The sequence below is a fragment of the Lactiplantibacillus pingfangensis genome, from assembly GCF_005404945.1.
GTDB lineage: Bacteria > Bacillota > Bacilli > Lactobacillales > Lactobacillaceae > Lactiplantibacillus > Lactiplantibacillus pingfangensis.
This window is the reverse complement of record NZ_BJDG01000001.1, coordinates 65,629-82,923: the sequence shown is the minus strand read 5'-3', so window position 1 is coordinate 82,923 and position 17,295 is coordinate 65,629. Positions and strand designations below refer to the sequence as shown.

Genomic DNA, 17,295 nt, shown 5'->3' with positions numbered 1-17,295 from the left:
AAAAAGCTCATAAGTTAAATCCCCTTTGATTGTTGTTTTTAGAACAAGCCTTTGACAGCTGAAATTAAGTTCAAGATAAAACTGTGGAAACCACCGAAGATGTCGTTTGAAACACTTGATTTATATGATGACGTATGGGTACCTGGTAAGATATGGAAATCGTTAAAGAAACTCATCGTAAATTCCTCCTCATTTTTAAATTTTCAAAACGCTAACTCTCTAGCCTTTGAATGCGGCGATAACGTTCAAAATAAATTGATAGAACGTACCGAGTGGTTGGTTACTTACTGAACTAGTATGTGATGAGGTATGGGTACCTGGTAATAAATGCAAATCACTGAAAAAGCTCATATTTAGTTGCCTCCTTTAAAAATTGAATTGTTTAACTGTTAGTTGCAACGAGACCTGTCCGAAACAGCGCCTAGCCCTTAAATGCCGCAATGACATTTAAGATGAATTGGTAAAGTGTTCCAAATGGTTGATTGCTTACTGAACTAGTATGTGATGAAGTATGGGTGCCTGGTAATAAGTGTAAATCACTGAAAAAACTCATTGTAAAACCCTCCTAAATTATTTGAGATTGTAAATTGTCATAACAAACCGAACTTAAATCATTTAAAAATCAAGTTTTTAAACGATTAGGCTACTGAACTATTTAAATAAACTAATCAGATTCAAGATAAAGCTGTGTAATCCGCCGAAGATATCATTGGAAACTGAGCTAGTATATGAAGCTGTATGGGTCCCAGGTAAAACATGAAGATCAGTAAAGAAACTCATTTTGTTAACCCCCTAGATTATTTTTTAGAACTGCACATCACTCAAATGAAAATAATAAATTCATATAAAAATCTTACTTTCTTCACTCGATGTGTATGTGAAACAAGTAACCTTGTTTACGAGTAAATACTACCCAATTAACGGGCATTGCGTCAATGAAATAACTAATATTCGAATGATTTGTGGGTAGTATCACATTCCGACATCAAATGTACATACTATGTAACAAATACGTGTTTAACTAACGGCAAAAAACGCTCTGAACCTAGGGCACGCTTGACGGGGTTACTGATTCCCTTTTGAGGTTCAGAACCCCCTATGAAAACCACTTATACCGCCGATTGAATAAGTAAACGCTTAACACGCAATTAGCCAATTTCATCATATACGTCAATGTATATTGTCATAATGATTGGTTATATCGAGTCACGATTTCGACTTTTTTATAATTAATTTCTATTTCAATGTCCAAAAATCGCTAAAATTAGCCGCTACGATCAAACGCATCACATAATTTTAGTCCACCCCACTTTTACCAGTGATTAACACAAAAATCGCCAAAAAAATTGACCAACAACCTTGACGGTCATTGATCAATTTTTTTATGACTTTTTCACTTTAAAACTTCAGGCCTTAGCCATGCCGATATTGCAATTGGTAGAAGTCACGATAACTGTCATGACTGGCTAATAGCTGTTCATGATTCCCATCCCCGGTAATTTGGCCATGTTCCATGAACAAAATACGTGGATAAGCTTCAATCTGATTCAAACGATGGACAATCGTAATCGTCGTTAAGTCGGTTGGCAACGTGGCAAGCAGTTCCGTCACCCGTTCCTGATTACGATTATCTAGACTTGCCGTTGCTTCATCCAAAATCAATAGTGACGGCTTTCGAACCAGTGCCCGGACAATCGCCAACCGTTGCCGTTGACCGCCAGACACGTTTAGCCCGCGTTCACCAACATCTGTATCCAAACCCGCTGGTAGCTCTTGAACCCAGTCAGTCAAGCCAACTTGCCCCAATAAATCAATCAACTGGCTATCGCTAACCGTCGTCGTGCTGCCCAGTAACAGATTATCACGAATCGTGCCGGGCATGAGATCGACCTCTTGACTCACATATCCAATGCGATTGCGTAAGGCCGGAATGGCAAAATCAGCCATTGGTTCACCGTTAATCGTCAAATTGCCGCTAGTGGGCGCGTAATAAGACTCTAGCAACGACACTAACGTCGTTTTACCACTCCCACTTTCACCGATCAACGCTAACCGTTCACCGTGTTGAATCGTCAAATCAATGTCTTTCAAAATCAATTTATCCGGTTGATAGCCAAAATTAACGTGTTCAAAACTAATTTGGTCGATGCCCGCCAAATCTTTGCCAGTCACCCGCTTATCTTCAACGGGACTGTCTAAAATATTGTCGATCCGTTCCGTAGCCCCAACCGTCTGTTGTACGGCCGTCACTAACCCAGTCACGCTGCTTAATGGCGCAATCATTTGAACGGCGTACATGAGGAACGCGACCAAACTCCCAATGGTGAGGGCCTTAGTTTGCACTAAGATCCCACCATAGACGATGATAATAAAGATCGCAGCTAGCAAAATGATATTCAAAATTGGATTCAAAATTGACACTAACTTAATTTGGTTGACGCTGAAACCTTTAATGCGATTCACTTGATCAGTCCCTTGTTGTTTCAAAGACTTTTCAGCCACCATCGCTTTAACGAGCCGATTTTGTGAAATCATTTGAACCGCCGCACTATTCAGATTGGCCGTTTCTTTTTGAATCGCTTTGGAAATACGCGCCAGTATTTGCCCCATCGGTACAATAATCACTGCCATAATCGGCACGATAATTAGAATAATAATCGTTAATTTGAAGTTTAACATCAGCATCAAAACTAAGGAACCAATGATTGAAATAATCCCATTGATCGCATTTGAAAACTGACTGGAAATCAACTCAAAGATTGTCGACGTATCGTTGACCACCCGACTGGAAAGCTCACCGGTACGGTTTTGGTCGAAATAAGGAATCGGTAAATCCACAATATGTTCCCATAGTTTGCTGCGCAAGGTCGATACTGCATCGACCCCAGTATAATTCAATAAGAAACTTGAACTGACACTTGCCAGTAATTGAAAAACGATAATCAAGGATAACTGGATCAATAACTGACCCGAGGTGCCATGATTGAATGCATCAATAAATTGTTTTAATAATAACGTAATTGATAAACTGCAAATCGTTGCCACGAAGGACAATAAGATTCCGACTAAGAACAGCCCCTTCTTCGGGTGGGCATAATGGGTAATTAACCGCAATAAATCGCGCGTCCCGTATTTGCGGTGGCTATTTTTAGTCACTGGTTTATCAGCTGAGATTGCCGATTGAGTCGCCATAACGATGATCCTCCCTCATTGCTTGGATATCTGGTTGAACCACCTGGTCGTTCCATCGCTGCCAAACCATGGCTTCTGAAAAGCGAACGCTATTCCCATATGCCGCTTCACTCATCAAGGCTAATTTTTTTGGTTGTTCAAATAAGCTCAAAATGACTTTACCCAGTTCCAGTAAATTATTTGCCGGTACTAACCGACCATTCTTGCCATCCGTAATCATTTCGGATGGGCCATACTTAATATCATATGCGACCACCGGCACGCCATGGCTTAATGATTCCAAGGTGCCTAAGTTGAAGCCCTCATACGAACTCGTTAAGACCATCAGTTGCGCCTGATTATAAACATCAGTCAAGTCGGTCCGGAAACCTTTGAATTTGATAAATGACTGCCACTGCTGGGAATCCACTAACGTCCTGAGCTTCTTATCTTCTTTAAAGCCAGTCCAAGAATCCCCATAACCATAAATATCCAGTGTCGCCTCCGAGTACTTGCCATGCACATACGCGACCGCTTTGATTAACTGATCAAGCTGTTTTTCGACTGAGAGCCGGGCAATCGCAATAATTTTCCCCGGGGTACGTTCGCTGAAATCAATCGGCATCGTGCCTAATTGTTCCTCGCTAACGCTCCCCACCGGAATCGCGATCGTGGGGACAATATCGTGGATATGATTGGTCATATCTTCACATTCGGCCTTCGTCGACATAATGAACCCCGCCAGCTGATCCGCATGATCTAGCCCAATTTGCGTATAAGGCACGATTGGCGAATTCACGACATCGAGTGGATCGAGGGTAAAGTTGCTGTGTAAAAATTCGTATTTACGGGCAACCGAGGTCATCTCCACGATTGGATTCATCCCCGCATCACTGCGATCCACAATCATCGTGCCGTGACCACCATATTCATTGTTGAGTTCATCCAAGAAAAACGCGGTCAGTTGATCCCAATCTTCAAACTCATAATCATGCCCATGATAATTTAGTAAGCGTTGATGGGTGGCAACCGGCTGCTTTTTGGCATTCGGCCGAAAATACGTTTCCAACACGGGTTCATGCTGTAAATTACAATGCTGTTCTAGCACAATATTTTGCTGCTGATCAAAGTATTGTGCCACTGACAAGAATCCCCGCGTATCGTAATAATCACGGCGACTGATGGCCCCTTGCGGATTAAAAACGTTAACGTAATCGAGGTTACCGGCACCATTTAAAATGAGCGCCTTTTGCCGAATGCCACGTTGAACGACATCAAACTCATTCTTATTAATGAGTTCCAAAGTTTCACCGTTAACCCGCGGATAGTTCGCAGCCGTTAACCCCTCCCCTTGATAGTCGGTCGTGCCTTGAAAATAGTCATACATGTTGACGAGAAAATCATCATCTAAGCCAACCGCCTGCATATTTTTATGCAAATCACGGACGTAATTGCGGGTAACAATCAGTGATGGCACCCGATGCTTCGTAAATAAGCGCTGGCGTTGAATCATCGCAATTTCAATCGCAGATGGCGTTGAATCAATTTTTGTCGTAATGAAAAAGTACATACTGCTTCCCCTCACTTCAATTATTCATGTGACAAACTTTCAACTGGATCTAAGCGTGCAGCCATGTGAGCCGGCGCGAGTGCTGCCAACAAACTAATTACCACACTGACAGTAACCCCGCCAAACATCGCGGCGCCGGAAATACGGACGATTGGATATTTGATTAAACTATAAACTGCCGCATTCCCCAAAACTTGCCAAAGTTGACCAAAAATCAAGCCAACCACCGCTGCCAATACACCAATCGTTAACGCTTCGGCAAAGAACAGGTGACTAATATCCCGTTTACGTGCACCTAGCGCCCGTAAGACACCAATTTCACGTGTCCGTTCAGAAACACTGACGTATAAGACCACGATAATCATGATGGCTGAAACTAATAACGCAATCCCAGCAACCCCAGTCAAGACGTTCGTTGCGAGCCGAATATAAGTGTTCAATGAATCAATCAAATCCCCAATTCCAGTGTAATTAAACTTTTGTTTCTTATCACTAGTCTTAATTTGCTTGATTTGATGTTCGACTGACTTCACATGTGACAGTTTGCTAATTTGAACAATCGTAAAGTTTGGTCGATAAGTCACATTCTGTTTCTCATACATCGACTTCAACGTCTGACTAGGCACAATCATTGACAGATCATTGCTACTAGTAATGCCGCTAACCTTCAACTTGCGTGTAAGCATCACTGCGGCGTTCTTGTTATCGACAACCGCCAACTTAACAGTCACCGACTTTTTTAACGCCTGTTTGTAATTTTTTGTGCCAACTAACTTCTTAGCTAACTTGCGCCCAATCAAGACTTGATTGCCGGTTGGCCGTTGACCGTCTTTAATTGTTTTATTCAAGACCGTCGGATTATCAGTTTGTAATGACGACGTAACCGTTTTCTTTTGATAGTTCGTCGTTGCTGAAGCCGCATAGTAACCTAGTTTGGCTGAATCTACATATTTCAGCTTAGCTAACTGTTTGGCCTCGCTTGCGGTGACTTGTGCATTCTTTTCGGCAGTCGTCTGCGTCTTGTTGACCGCAGCTTGGTAGTCGGCGGCCGTTTTCGCATCCTGCTGGTTGGCTGGATTGACGGCTTTGGTCTTCTTAGACACTTGTACCGCCGTTGGATTGACCTGTGAGGTGATTTGATGATTCATATAATTTTGAATCCCACTCCCCAGCCCCAACATGACCACGATACTGCTGATCCCAATTGATGAGCCAAAAATGATGAGTAAGTAGCGTAACCACATCCGCCGCATATGTTGCATTGACATCTTAAACATTTGCCGGAAACCTAGTGTCCGATATTTAGTTGGCTTTTTCACAACTTCATCAAATGGTGCCCCAATCACCAATTCGTCATGAATCTGCCCGTCATCCAAATGCACAATCCGCGTCCCGTAATCCGCAACTTCTTGCGAATGCGTGACGGTAATCACTAATTTTCCCTCTGCCGCAATCGAATACAGAATATCCATGACTTCCAAGGTATTTTGGCTATCCAGCGCACCAGTGGGTTCATCGGCAATAATGATATCCGGATCACTCGCCAGTGCCCGTGCGATGGCAACCCGTTGTTTTTGACCACCAGACAGTTCATTTGGATATTGATGGGCTTGTGGCTCAAGCCCCACCCGTTTTAATAGCGCCGTGGCCTTGTTAACTTGTTCCGCATGTGACTGTTTCGTCATCTTTAATGAAAGCAAAACGTTATCTAAGACACTTAAATAACTAACCAGATTAAAGTTTTGAAAGATGAATCCAATAGTTTCACGGCGATATTCGGTCAGGCGCCGTTCGTTCATTGAACGCAACGATTCTCCATCAATTAAGACATCACCTTCATATTGATGATCCAATCCCCCGATGATGTTCATCAGTGTCGATTTACCACCACCAGATTCACCTAAAATTGAAATAAATTCCCCGCGATCAAAATTCAAATTAATGCCCTTTAAAATCACATTTTCATGATGATTTAACGTATAGGCTTTGTGAATGTTATGTAGTTCTAAAAAACTCATGCTAGTTCCTCCCATACTTTATTTCGGAGTACATCCCCACTGGTCATTTCCTCATTTATACCATGCGATTAATAGTGAATGATGTAAAGCATTATCGAATACCAGGGGTAACGGTTTATTTGCTTGATGGATTGTCGAACAATCCCTTTACTATCATAGTTATTGCTATAACCAACTAACTAAAAAGTACCACCATTTAAGCATCAAACTAAGTTGATGAACTTAAACGGTGGCACTTTTTTGTCTGGTTTGAACTCGAAAACCTAATCACATTATTTCAAAAAACTTTTCTTCGTCACGATCCGATAGACGGCATCGCTCAAACCGGTAATGAAGACCAAAATGAGCCCTGCATATTGTAGCCAAGGGGCCGCTTGGTGGATTGTCTCTACTTTGCTGCCCAAGCCAAACATGACCAAACCAACGACAATGATAATACTTTCAATAATATTTAAAGCTCTCATGACTTAACTCCTTGATTGATGCCTCTTGATTGTTAAATCATCGCACGCTCGACCTACTTTTGCAACCGTTCCACGCTGTCACGTTCTTCATTAGCTAGCAAATAGGCGCTAATTTCCGCCTACCGGGGACTTCGTTCGGGGCCGGAACGCCAAATGCCACGGCTGAGCCCCAAACGAAGCCCCCTCACGGCTAGCGATGTGCATTGCTTTGAATTTTACTCAAGATGAAATTCGTGAGTAACACCAGCTTATCAATAACCAGCCTTATACAGACTAGTCAACAGCTATCGGTTTCAGCCCACAGCTTATTTGGCTTACTGGAGACATATAAAAGTGCTGTGTTGGTAAGATTTAAAGATGTGGGTTATCCTTGGAATCAAAGCCGCAGACCGCACTGCGGCCGAAGCTGTCCCATATAACACAACGTTTCTGACTGACGAGCGTTCATCATTAGTCTAGTTTAGGTGTAACCATTGCAGACCTGTTAGTGTTCATGATCTTTTTTTACTGGCAACTTTTAGTTAATAATCAACTGTTTTTATGTCTTTTATCTTTATCACCATTAATCTAGCTGGAGGGCGTCGCTTTTCATTGCTAATGTACTAGTACGACTGCATTTATTAGTGATTTTCGTCTTTCATCCTTTAGCACAAAAACTCAAAAAGCGCGTTCAACACCATAACGATGTCAAACGCGCTCAAAATTTTTAACTTTTAGATTGCTTATTTAAGGCGTGAAGTTAACTTCTTAGTTAATTCTTCATAGCCTGGTTTGCCAAGCAAAGCGAACATGTTGTTCTTGTATGCTTCGACACCTGGTTGGTTGAATGGGTTGATCCCGTTCAAGTAACCAGAAATCGCAACGGCTGATTCGAAGAAGTAAATCATGTAGCCTAAGGTATAAGCATCTTGGCTAGGAATGTTAACGACCATGTTAGGAACACCGCCATCAACGTGGGCCATAATAACCCCTTCAAAGGCTTTGGTGTTAACTTGTGCCATTGTCTTACCTTCAAGATACTTCAAGCCATCAAGGTTTTCAGTTTCTTTAGGAATGTCAACGTCACTAGTAGCATTTTCAACTTTGATGACAGTTTCCATCAAATTACGACGACCTTCTTGGATATATTGACCCAATGAATGTAAGTCAGTCGTGAAGTTTGCAGATGATGGGTAGATACCCTTTTGGTCTTTCCCTTCGGATTCACCCATTAATTGCTTCCACCATTCTGAGAACATCGCCATATTTGGTTCGTAGTTTTCAAGAATTTCAGTGGTATAGCCTTTCCGATATAAGATATTACGGAAAGCAGCATATTGGTAGGCTTCGTTCTTGGTCAAATCAGCATCGCTGTATTGTGCACGACCATCCGCAGCACCCTTCATTAATGAATCAATGTCGCCGCCTGAAACAGCAATTGGTAATAACCCAACTGGGGTCAAGACAGTGAAACGACCACCAACATCATCAGGAATAACGAATGATTCGTAGCCTTCAGCGTCGGCTTCTTGCTTCAAGGCACCACGTTTGCGGTCAGTTGTTGCAAAAATACGGCCTTTGGCAGCTTCTTCACCATACTTAGCGATTAACTTCTCTTTGAATACTCGGAAGGCGATTGATGGTTCAGTCGTGGTCCCAGATTTCGAAATAATGTTAACAGAAAAGTCACGGTCACCGATCATATGAACTAAGTCGTTGACATATGAAGGTGAAATTGAGTTCCCAGCAAAGACAACTTGTGGGAATTTACGGTCTTCACGTGAAAGTGATGACCAGAAAGTTTCATGTAAGAATTCAATGGCAGCCCGGGCACCGAGGTATGAACCACCGATCCCGATTACTACTAAGACGTCTGAGTCTGATTGAATCTTCTTTGCAGCCGCTTTGATACGGGCAAATTCTTCCTTGTCGTAATCTGTTGGTAAGTCTAACCAGCCGCGGAAATCATTCCCGGCGCCAGTACCTTCACGCAGCTCCTTGTCAGCAGCTGTGACCATAGCTTGCATTTCGCCAAGTTCGTTATCATGAACGAAATTAGTTAAATTAGAGCTGTCAAATGAAATGTGTGCCATTTATTATTACCTCTTCCTATACATATTTAACAACTCACATTATACAATACGAGCGAACCGAATGAAAAGCGCTTACCCGCTTTTTTCGTGAATTTTCGCAAATTATGTAAAAAATAAGCAAAATTATGAACAAAAAAAGGCGCTGATAACGAATTGTTATCGCGTCTGATTACGTTTTGAGCCGTTAAAAAATAAATTAACTAATTTTCAGGTTAAAGCGACCTTACGCCTTCATCAAAGATAAGGCGACGCCACCAATAATGACTAAAATTGAGCCAATGATGACATACAACATTTCACGTTTCGTTTTACGCTCACCTAACAGATAAATACTCCCAAAGGTTGAGATCACAATTCCCATCTGTGACAGTGAGTACGCAATGGCTTGACCAATTTGGGCCATCGCCATAAACATGAACAAGTTACCGACACCCCAAACGAGCCCGGTGACGATGTTACGATACGTTGCCTTTTCCAGCCAAGGCTTATCCTTGAAGGACCAGATCAACGCACCAATTAACATCCCAATCGCCTGTGGCATCACGACAGCCTGTGCATTGACGTTCCCGTAATGCACGACAATCGTATAACCGGCGTAACCGATTGTTGATAAGATCAAAGCCCGAATCCCAACACCCCAATTTTCGGAAGTGCTCCGGTTCGGGTCAGAACGGTCTGTTAATGAGGTCAATACGGCCCCAGCAATTAAAACGATGACTGAGATTGACCCAATCCAGTACATCTTGCCATGCCATTCATTGAACAACAACACGCCCGCTAGCGCATTGGCGACTAACTGCATCCCAGTTGACATTGGGGTGGTCCGTGAAATCCCGATAGCTTTCATTGATGTGAACTGTTGTCCTTGACCAACACTCCAGAATAGGCCGGAAATAATCCCAGTCACCCAGACTGCGGTAGTTAAGGATGGTTGTTTCACAATCCAAAGAATGAGCCCAAAGACCAAAGCACCCATTGTCATACCAAGGGTCTGTTGCCGCGCAGAACCACCCATATGACCACTAATTAAGCCGATACTACCCCACGCAATTGCAGGAATCAGTGCAATTAGAATTCCCATTAATCATAATCCTCATTTCTATTTTTTCTCTCGTGCCTAACGACAAGAAATAATTTTATCAGGAAAGTAACCGTTTTACCAGCGTTAAATAGCGTTTCAGGCCAAAATATAATTATTATTATATTTTCATGAATTCGTTTTCTTTATCAATAGAGACCGTTTTCAAGTAATGAAAACGGCCTCCAAAATACGGTTTAAATTTTTTTTATTTAGGCAGTTATTTTGGCCTATTTATCTAATGTTAAGACCAAAACCTTCAAATAATTGCTAGCCAAGTACGCTTTGCGTGTGACAAAATCCGCTGGCAAACGCAACGTTTCAGTGACGGTATAAGTCCGATCACTGCCAATGAAGGCATCGCTTACGGCTTCGCTGAATCGCTTCATCGAGAAGTTGTTGGCTGTGGTCGCTACCACCAATTGACCATCCCGACGAACCGTTGGTAACGCTTGTGCTAACACGTCGGTCAAATCAACCGCAACTTGGAATTTTTGCTTTTTAACGCGGGCAAAAGTTGGCGCCGTTACGACAACCACATCGTAGCTCAAATGATGCTTAGCCGTATAGTCCAAGTAATTTGGCACTTCAATCGTCCGAATTTCATGCTTGTCTGGGTCGATATTATTCATAGCCAATTGTTCAGCCGTTGCGGTGGCACCCTTTTTCGACGTTTCAATCGAAATCGTCTTGGCGGCGCCAGCGACTGCGGCCGCAGCCGTAATCCCATTTTCTTGGCTAAATAAATTCAAGACCGTTCTTCCTTGTAATTCGGCACTGGCGACCCACTCACGAATGGGGCGCATGTCGAGCAACAAGCCGGTTGTTAAGTCATCCGCCAAATGGACCGGATAAGTCACATCGCCTTCTGTGACTAACAATGGTTCTGGTGCGGCAGTCCCGGTGACCAGTTGACTCTTCAAGTTAGCTTCACCAACGTTGAATCGTAATTTGGCATAGACCCCTTTAAATTGATGCTCGGTCGCCGTTTCAAATGCCGCATAAATCATTTCGCGTTGTTGATAGACGCCTTCTGCATACCAAGTAAAGACATAATAATCATCGTAACGATCAATCGTCACACCACCCAAGCCATCACCGGCAGCGTTGAAGACCCGTTGTGGGACACCCGCGGGCATGGTCGTTTGACGACGAACTAAGGCCGTTTTAAATAGTTTACGGAAATAGTCGACAGTTGGCGTTTGCGTTTCATCTAAACTTAACACCCAGCCAAGTTGACGACGATGCTTGGCAATCAAGGCATAACCCATAAATTGCGTGCTGGCCATCAAGCTGACAAATGAACCATCCGTCAATTTCATGCTTGGATCTTTAAGGTCATCTTCCACTAATAAAGGATAACCATCTTTGACTTTTCGCTGGGAATTCCCAGTAATCTGTACTTTTTGCATAGTTTGTTGCTCCTATTCGTTCAATTCTGGCAAAACTACCGTCTTTTTGAAGCGCTAGTTTTTACATTACTTACTTATCTAAAATAGCGGTAAATCGCTGTTCACAGCCTTATTAAGGGTAACATATTCCAGGCCTAAGCGCGACTAGTAGTTGTCCCCGCGGCACAAGTTTCACTGACGCACGCCGCTTAACGAGGCAAGCAAAAAGTGGTTCAAGTCACAATCACTTAAACCACTTTCGCCAATGTGCCAAATTAATCTTCAATAATTGGTTTATCAAAGCCTTCATCTGGGAACGTCACCGTGAAGCGCGTCCCTTGATCTGGTTCACTTTCAACTTCAATGGTCCCACCATGTTGTTGAACCAATTGATGTGAAATTGCTAACCCGAGACCGGACTCACCATACTTAGTATTCTTCCGCGATGGATCGGCCTTGTAATACCGTTCCCAAATATTCTTCACTTGATCAGGTGTCATACCGATACCGTGATCTTGTACCGCAACGACCGTCATATGATCCGTCCGACTAGCCGTCACTTCAATCGTGCCTTGCTGTGAGAACTGGATGGCGTTTTGCATAATGTTAAATAACACTTGGACAAAACGATCATAGTCCGCCCAGACTGGCAATGAATCCGGTGTGCTGAGCTTAAATTGATCCTCAGATGCCGCCGCTTTCTTTGTGAGTTGTTCAACTAAGTTGTGCAACACTTCGACGCCATCGAAATTGGTCTTGTTCAAGGCAATTTGACCAGTCCGAATTTTTTCGTAATCTAAGTTTTCATTAACTAAGCGAATCAGGCGCTTGGTTTCGTTTTGCATCAACTCAATTGAATGGGCCTTATCTTCTTCAGGAATCGCATCATAAGCTAAGCCTTCCAAAATACCGTTAATGGTCGTTAGTGGCGTCCGCATTTCATGGGCAGCATCCGCCATAAATTCCCGTCGACGTTTTTCTTGGCGTTTGATTTCTTCATTAGAAGCACGCAACGAACTGACCATGCCATTAAAGTCATCCGCCAAATCGTCAATTTCATCTTTATGACTGCTATCAACATGAATGTCAAAGTCACCGTTCGCCACGGAATGGGTCGCATAACGCAACCGATTGATTCGTCTTACCGAGTAGCGCGCTAAAATGTAGCTGAGCAATAGCGCCGCAATTCCGGAAACGAGTAACGCAATAAACAAGTTATTCTCAATTTGCTGCTCGTTCGCTTGCAAAGTCTGTTCAAATGACCCCATCGAGATGGCGCCAACAAACTTTCTAGTGCTACCATTCTTATAAAACAACGGGACTAAAACGTCAATTGTCCGTAATGACGGCGTATTTACCGGCTGATCATGATTTCGTGACTTAAATGAGACATGTGGCGACTTCGTAATGGTCTTATTCTGCTTCAGCTTCTGCCAGTCCTCTGGTGAGATGCTTGGCGCATAGAAAGACCCATTCGGCGTACTATTCAAGCCCATCGACGTTGGATAGACCACCCTTTTGTTGGCATCATAAACTGAAAAATGGATATTTTGATCACGCAAAATGGCGGTCCCATCATTCAAAAATTGTTGGTTAAAGCCCACGACTTTTTTCGTTTGGGTGTTGTATCGAATCGCTTCTTTTTCGATACTCGTCGCATACTGTTGTAGCTGTTGCCAAGAATTTTGATAAATCATTGTTTTAGTCGTTTGAATAAATGCAAAGCCTAAAACAACAATGACCGTGATGATGACCGCAAAAAACGCGAGCATTTGTTGGTAAATCAGTTTCATTTAGCGTCAAGGCCACTGTCGTCGAACTTGTAGCCTACCCCCCAGACTGTTTGAATAATTTGAGGACCGGCTTTTTCGATTTTTTGGCGTAGCTTCTTGATATGAGCATCCACGGTCCGTTCATCACCGTAATATTCATAATCCCAAACCAATTGTAGTAATTGTTCCCGTGAGAACACTTGGCGTGGTTTTTGCGCCAATGTTTTCAGGAGATCGAATTCCTTGGGCGTTAAATCTTCAATCTGCTTACCAGCTAAGTAGGCTTCACGCGTCTTCGTGTTCAGCTTGAAATGATCGGTTTGCACGTCAAAATCACTGATCGCATCATCCGACGTTTCAGCCGGAACCGTTTTGCCCAAATCAGCACGCCGATGCAACGCTTTAATTCGCGCAATCAACGTAATCGGTGAAAATGGCTTCGTCACGTAATCATCAGCGCCCATTTCCAAGCCTAAGACTTGATCACTTTCAGAGTCACGGGCAGTCAACATGATAATTGGTACAGTTGGTGAGACTTTGCGAATATCTGCACTAACTGCCATACCGTCTTTACCCGGCAAGTTCAAATCCAACGTAATCATATCCCAGCTATCAACATCTTCATTGAACATGTCGACCGCTTCGTTGCCATCATAAGCAAAATGGGCATCCCATTGTTCTTTCTTAAAAAACATCGCCATCATTTCCGAGACGGATTTGTTATCTTCAATCATTAATAATTTCATCTATATCGTCCTCCAAGTTTATCGGTTTAATGAACACGATAAATTTATAAAGCGTTCGGTTAGTCACCAAACACTTAACCCAAGTCTAATCATACCCCACTTGCGGCTAATTATCAGTCCTAGTATATCAACAAATTTGTAACAAACCGTGGTTCAATTGTGAAAGAAATGTGGTGATGACCACTTAACCCACTAAAGTGACCAATTAACCGTCACTGCTAGTCAACTTAGCCACACACACTTATACTAATTTTATAACCGATCAAAAGGAGCACAGCACCATGAAAATCATGTACGATCTATCACTAAAACTCTTATCACCATTTGTGACGATCCATGCAGCCCGACAAGATGCCCATACCGATGCGCTCGCACAAGCCATCCAACAGGCGGCCGAACCGCTGACTGTCATCGGTCGCAATAATAAACGACGGCGCGCGATTCCCATCTATGCGATTAATCGTTGCTATCACGAGGGCAAGACTGTTTATTGCGAGCTAGTTGATGATTCCGAACGCTACCAACTGACTCAGCCCATTTATCAACTCGCTGAGATATTGCCACCCAACTTATTTTTACGGGTTTCACAATCAGAAATCATCCGGATTGCTTTCATTAAAGATTTCAGTTTAACGAAAGCCGGCATGTATCAAGTTAACCTCCGTGATGGCAGCACCACTTTTGCGTCACGTCGCTACACCCAGAAGCTAAGAAAGGACGTTTTAAAATGACTAAATTACTAAAGCTCATCATGACCAGTGCCGCAATCGGCATTACGATTGGTTATCTCGTTGCCCTGAGTTTTTCTGGCCTCTACCAGACGCGTTACTTTGTCCCCTCTGCACCGACTTATGTTGCGACCTTTTCCTCACCATTAACTGCCACTCTAATTTCCACCGGACTTTGGGCTTTGATCGGAATTGTCTTTGGCCTGGCTAGTCTAACTTTTCAGCAGTCAAATTGGAGCATCACTCGCCAAACCGTCGTCAACTTCTGTCTCACCTACTTGGGATTTACTCCCCTGGCAATCTTATGCGGCTGGTTTCCGCTCGATTTTCATTGGTTGCTTATTTTTACCGGTATCTTCATTCTTATGTATGCGATTCTCTGGTGGAACTATTACCTCGCAAGCTATCACGAAGTCCAACGACTCAATCGGCTCTTAAAAAAATAGGCACTTCCTGCTATATTAGTTAGTAGCAGAAAAAAGGAGTGACCCCCAATGCAAACACCTAGAATTAACTTTGATGGCTTAATTGCCACTGATTTTCGTGACATCTACACTAACGAGGACCAACTACTTGCGAATGCCATAGTCACGGACCAACTCATTGCCACCCAAAGTGCCGAACATCTCATCATTGAACAAACTAAATTTGAGAAAATGACTTTTTCGACAGCTAATTTTTTTCGTCTCGAAGTCACGGACGTTATTTTCAAGGACTGCGATTTTTCCAATTGCCAATTTGAGAAATCAAGTTGGTATCGCGTGGCCTTTATTAATTGCAAGTTAGTCGGCACCACTTTCGATCAGAGCCTATTTAAAGCCGTTAGTTTTGACGCCTGCAATCTCAATTTGGCTAACTTAAATGAAATGAAATTGGCAACTGTCACATTTAAGGACTGCCAACTCACTGAAATCAACTGCATGGATACTAGTTTGAAGGTCACTCATTTCAATGACTGTAATTTGAACAATGCTGACTTCACCAACACCCCACTGAATAAGTGTGATTTGCGCAACTGCCAGTTTGAGGCCCTGCGTGTTCAACCGTTTGATATTCGTGGCTGTCGCGTCTCCGCTGAACAGGCCTTATACTTTGCCAATCAATTTTTAGAATTACGGATTGATTAACACAAACGCCCTTAAACTAATAACTTCATGATAATTGCGTGAAGAATCGCTGACGCTCCGTCCGTAGTTGACTAAGCTTTGCTATAATGAAAAACGCTGGTTAATTTTCGGAATAAGGGGTGTCATCAATGACAATAAACTATATACGCGACGGGGAAGCTGCAAACCAATGACCCGTCAACATCATTTACGCGGGGTTTTACTCGCAAGTATTGCTTGTATCTTATGGGGAATATCCGGTGTGGCTGCCAGCACGCTCTTTATTAATAATTCTCACATCACGCCACTTTGGCTGACACAAATTCGGATGATCAGTGCCGGAATTATCATGTTGATTTGGGGACAGCTGGCTGGAACGAAGCCACTTCAGATTTGGCATGATTGCCATGACGCATTTCAAGTCATCTGTTATGGTTTGCTGGGACTGATTCCGGTGCAACTCTGCTACTTTGAAGCCGTTAAAGTCGGCAATGCACCGATTGCCACGATCATTCAATTTCTCGGACCATTTATTATTAGCGGCTATTATTTCTTATTTAAACACGTCAAGCCACATCGTGCCGAAGCCATTGGTATGTTGATGGCGTTTATCGGCACACTACTAATTGTGACCCATGGGCATTTGAATAGTTTGGCGATTTCACCCGTTGTCCTCTTCTGGGGTGGCTTGTCAGCGGTTGGGGTGGCAACGAACACGTTGATTCCACGCCCGCTGTTGCCAAAATATGGTGCTTTAACCGTTACTGGCTGGGGATTATTGATTGCCGGACTCTTTCTCATGGCCTTAAAACCTGCTTGGACCGTCAAGTTAAGCTTGAACCCCACTGAATGGGTGCTAATTGGCGTGATCGTCCTGCTGGGAACGGTTGCCCCATTCTTCATGTTTGCCCGGAGTTTAAGCGACATTTTACCAACAACCGCCAGTTTACTTGATGCGTTTGAACCATTGGCCGCAACTGTCTTTTCTGTCACATTTTTGAATGTTCAACTGACTGGGTTCGATTTATTTGGTGGGATGCTGATTATTTTAGCTGTCATGGCCTTATCCATGAACGTTCGCAAGATGATGGCTTACTTACATCGCCAAACTGATTAGCGCGATTGGAACATATGAGTTGGCAGTCATCGAACTGTATGCTAAACTAAACTTGTATCGAA

At 43.0% G+C, this 17,295-nt stretch carries 17 protein-coding genes; 4 read left to right on the top strand and 13 right to left on the bottom strand.

The annotated features are described in order from the left end of the window. Positions 1-38: 38 nt before the first annotated feature. From FFM74_RS00400 to FFM74_RS00340, 13 genes are all read right to left on the bottom strand, one after another. Positions 39-176, bottom strand: a complete 138-nt coding sequence (locus tag FFM74_RS00400) for a hypothetical protein (RefSeq protein WP_137624681.1) — start codon at positions 174-176, stop codon at positions 39-41. 43 nt (positions 177-219) lie between these two features. Further along, positions 220-351, bottom strand: a complete 132-nt coding sequence (locus tag FFM74_RS13800) for a hypothetical protein (RefSeq protein WP_137624680.1) — start codon at positions 349-351, stop codon at positions 220-222. 70 nt (positions 352-421) lie between these two features. Further along, positions 422-553, bottom strand: a complete 132-nt coding sequence (locus tag FFM74_RS13795) for a hypothetical protein (RefSeq protein ID WP_137606542.1) — start codon at positions 551-553, stop codon at positions 422-424. 98 nt (positions 554-651) lie between these two features. Beyond that, positions 652-780: a hypothetical protein gene (locus FFM74_RS13790; RefSeq protein ID WP_137624679.1), complete on the bottom strand. Its 129-nt coding sequence runs from the start codon at positions 778-780 to the stop codon at positions 652-654. Positions 781-1,413: 633 nt separating this feature from the next. Next, positions 1,414-3,192 (bottom strand): ABC transporter ATP-binding protein, encoded by a 1,779-nt coding sequence (locus tag FFM74_RS00380; RefSeq protein ID WP_137624678.1) that lies wholly within the window; start codon positions 3,190-3,192, stop codon positions 1,414-1,416. After that, a complete protein-coding gene (locus FFM74_RS00375; RefSeq protein WP_137624677.1) occupies positions 3,164-4,741 on the bottom strand; it encodes a glycosyltransferase in 1,578 nt (525 codons plus the stop codon). Before FFM74_RS00375 ends, FFM74_RS00380 begins: the two co-directional genes overlap by 29 nt. 20 nt (positions 4,742-4,761) lie before the next feature. Continuing rightward, positions 4,762-6,759, bottom strand: coding sequence for an ABC transporter ATP-binding protein/permease (locus tag FFM74_RS00370; protein ID WP_137624676.1), 1,998 nt, complete (start codon positions 6,757-6,759; stop codon positions 4,762-4,764). Between the two features lie 272 nt (positions 6,760-7,031). Next, a complete protein-coding gene (locus FFM74_RS00365) occupies positions 7,032-7,223 on the bottom strand; it encodes a hypothetical protein (protein WP_137624675.1) in 192 nt (63 codons plus the stop codon). 722 nt (positions 7,224-7,945) lie between these two features. Beyond that, entirely contained in the window at positions 7,946-9,295 is a 1,350-nt protein-coding gene (locus FFM74_RS00360; protein ID WP_137624674.1) for a glucose-6-phosphate isomerase, read from the bottom strand. A gap of 223 nt (positions 9,296-9,518) precedes the next feature. Beyond that, entirely contained in the window at positions 9,519-10,376 is an 858-nt protein-coding gene (locus tag FFM74_RS00355; RefSeq protein ID WP_137624673.1) for a GRP family sugar transporter, read from the bottom strand. A 227-nt stretch (positions 10,377-10,603) separates the two neighbouring features. Then, complete coding sequence (locus FFM74_RS00350; protein WP_137624672.1) at positions 10,604-11,785, bottom strand: class I SAM-dependent methyltransferase; 1,182 nt, start codon at positions 11,783-11,785, stop codon at positions 10,604-10,606. Between the two features lie 254 nt (positions 11,786-12,039). Next, positions 12,040-13,557 carry a sensor histidine kinase gene (locus FFM74_RS00345; protein ID WP_137624671.1) on the bottom strand — a complete coding sequence of 506 codons (1,518 nt, stop codon included), beginning with the start codon at positions 13,555-13,557 and terminating at the stop codon, positions 12,040-12,042. Then, the gene (locus tag FFM74_RS00340; RefSeq protein WP_137624670.1) at positions 13,554-14,282 is read right to left on the bottom strand and encodes a response regulator transcription factor; all 729 of its coding nucleotides are present in this window, start codon (positions 14,280-14,282) and stop codon (positions 13,554-13,556) included. Before FFM74_RS00340 ends, FFM74_RS00345 begins: the two co-directional genes overlap by 4 nt. Positions 14,283-14,563: 281 nt before the next feature. Between FFM74_RS00340 and FFM74_RS00335 the strand changes: the two genes are divergently transcribed. From FFM74_RS00335 to FFM74_RS00320, 4 genes are all read left to right on the top strand, one after another. After that, positions 14,564-15,013 (top strand): LytTR family DNA-binding domain-containing protein, encoded by a 450-nt coding sequence (locus FFM74_RS00335; protein ID WP_223877120.1) that lies wholly within the window; start codon positions 14,564-14,566, stop codon positions 15,011-15,013. Next, positions 15,010-15,456, top strand: a complete 447-nt coding sequence (locus FFM74_RS00330) for a DUF3021 domain-containing protein (RefSeq protein WP_137624669.1) — start codon at positions 15,010-15,012, stop codon at positions 15,454-15,456. The genes FFM74_RS00335 and FFM74_RS00330 overlap by 4 nt, the downstream gene beginning before the upstream one ends. A gap of 48 nt (positions 15,457-15,504) precedes the next feature. Further along, positions 15,505-16,137 (top strand): pentapeptide repeat-containing protein, encoded by a 633-nt coding sequence (locus FFM74_RS00325; protein ID WP_137624668.1) that lies wholly within the window; start codon positions 15,505-15,507, stop codon positions 16,135-16,137. 169 nt (positions 16,138-16,306) lie between these two features. Further along, a complete protein-coding gene (locus tag FFM74_RS00320) occupies positions 16,307-17,233 on the top strand; it encodes a DMT family transporter (protein WP_137624667.1) in 927 nt (308 codons plus the stop codon). The last annotated feature ends 62 nt before the right edge of the window (positions 17,234-17,295 follow it).

What these genes read in the sequence shown, in the direction of transcription:
- FFM74_RS00400 (WP_137624681.1), bottom strand. Translation starts at nt 176, where the DNA reads ATGAGTTTCTTTAACGATTTCCATATCTTACCAGGTACCCATACGTCA.
- FFM74_RS13800 (WP_137624680.1), bottom strand. Translation starts at nt 351, where the DNA reads ATGAGCTTTTTCAGTGATTTGCATTTATTACCAGGTACCCATACCTCA.
- FFM74_RS13795 (WP_137606542.1), bottom strand. Translation starts at nt 553, where the DNA reads ATGAGTTTTTTCAGTGATTTACACTTATTACCAGGCACCCATACTTCA.
- FFM74_RS13790 (WP_137624679.1), bottom strand. Translation starts at nt 780, where the DNA reads ATGAGTTTCTTTACTGATCTTCATGTTTTACCTGGGACCCATACAGCT.
- FFM74_RS00380 (WP_137624678.1), bottom strand. Translation starts at nt 3,192, where the DNA reads ATGGCGACTCAATCGGCAATCTCAGCTGATAAACCAGTGACTAAAAAT.
- FFM74_RS00375 (WP_137624677.1), bottom strand. Translation starts at nt 4,741, where the DNA reads ATGTACTTTTTCATTACGACAAAAATTGATTCAACGCCATCTGCGATT.
- FFM74_RS00370 (WP_137624676.1), bottom strand. Translation starts at nt 6,759, where the DNA reads ATGAGTTTTTTAGAACTACATAACATTCACAAAGCCTATACGTTAAAT.
- FFM74_RS00365 (WP_137624675.1), bottom strand. Translation starts at nt 7,223, where the DNA reads ATGAGAGCTTTAAATATTATTGAAAGTATTATCATTGTCGTTGGTTTG.
- FFM74_RS00360 (WP_137624674.1), bottom strand. Translation starts at nt 9,295, where the DNA reads ATGGCACACATTTCATTTGACAGCTCTAATTTAACTAATTTCGTTCAT.
- FFM74_RS00355 (WP_137624673.1), bottom strand. Translation starts at nt 10,376, where the DNA reads ATGGGAATTCTAATTGCACTGATTCCTGCAATTGCGTGGGGTAGTATC.
- FFM74_RS00350 (WP_137624672.1), bottom strand. Translation starts at nt 11,785, where the DNA reads ATGCAAAAAGTACAGATTACTGGGAATTCCCAGCGAAAAGTCAAAGAT.
- FFM74_RS00345 (WP_137624671.1), bottom strand. Translation starts at nt 13,557, where the DNA reads ATGAAACTGATTTACCAACAAATGCTCGCGTTTTTTGCGGTCATCATC.
- FFM74_RS00340 (WP_137624670.1), bottom strand. Translation starts at nt 14,282, where the DNA reads ATGAAATTATTAATGATTGAAGATAACAAATCCGTCTCGGAAATGATG.
- FFM74_RS00335 (WP_223877120.1), top strand. Translation starts at nt 14,564, where the DNA reads ATGAAAATCATGTACGATCTATCACTAAAACTCTTATCACCATTTGTG.
- FFM74_RS00330 (WP_137624669.1), top strand. Translation starts at nt 15,010, where the DNA reads ATGACTAAATTACTAAAGCTCATCATGACCAGTGCCGCAATCGGCATT.
- FFM74_RS00325 (WP_137624668.1), top strand. Translation starts at nt 15,505, where the DNA reads ATGCAAACACCTAGAATTAACTTTGATGGCTTAATTGCCACTGATTTT.
- FFM74_RS00320 (WP_137624667.1), top strand. Translation starts at nt 16,307, where the DNA reads ATGACCCGTCAACATCATTTACGCGGGGTTTTACTCGCAAGTATTGCT.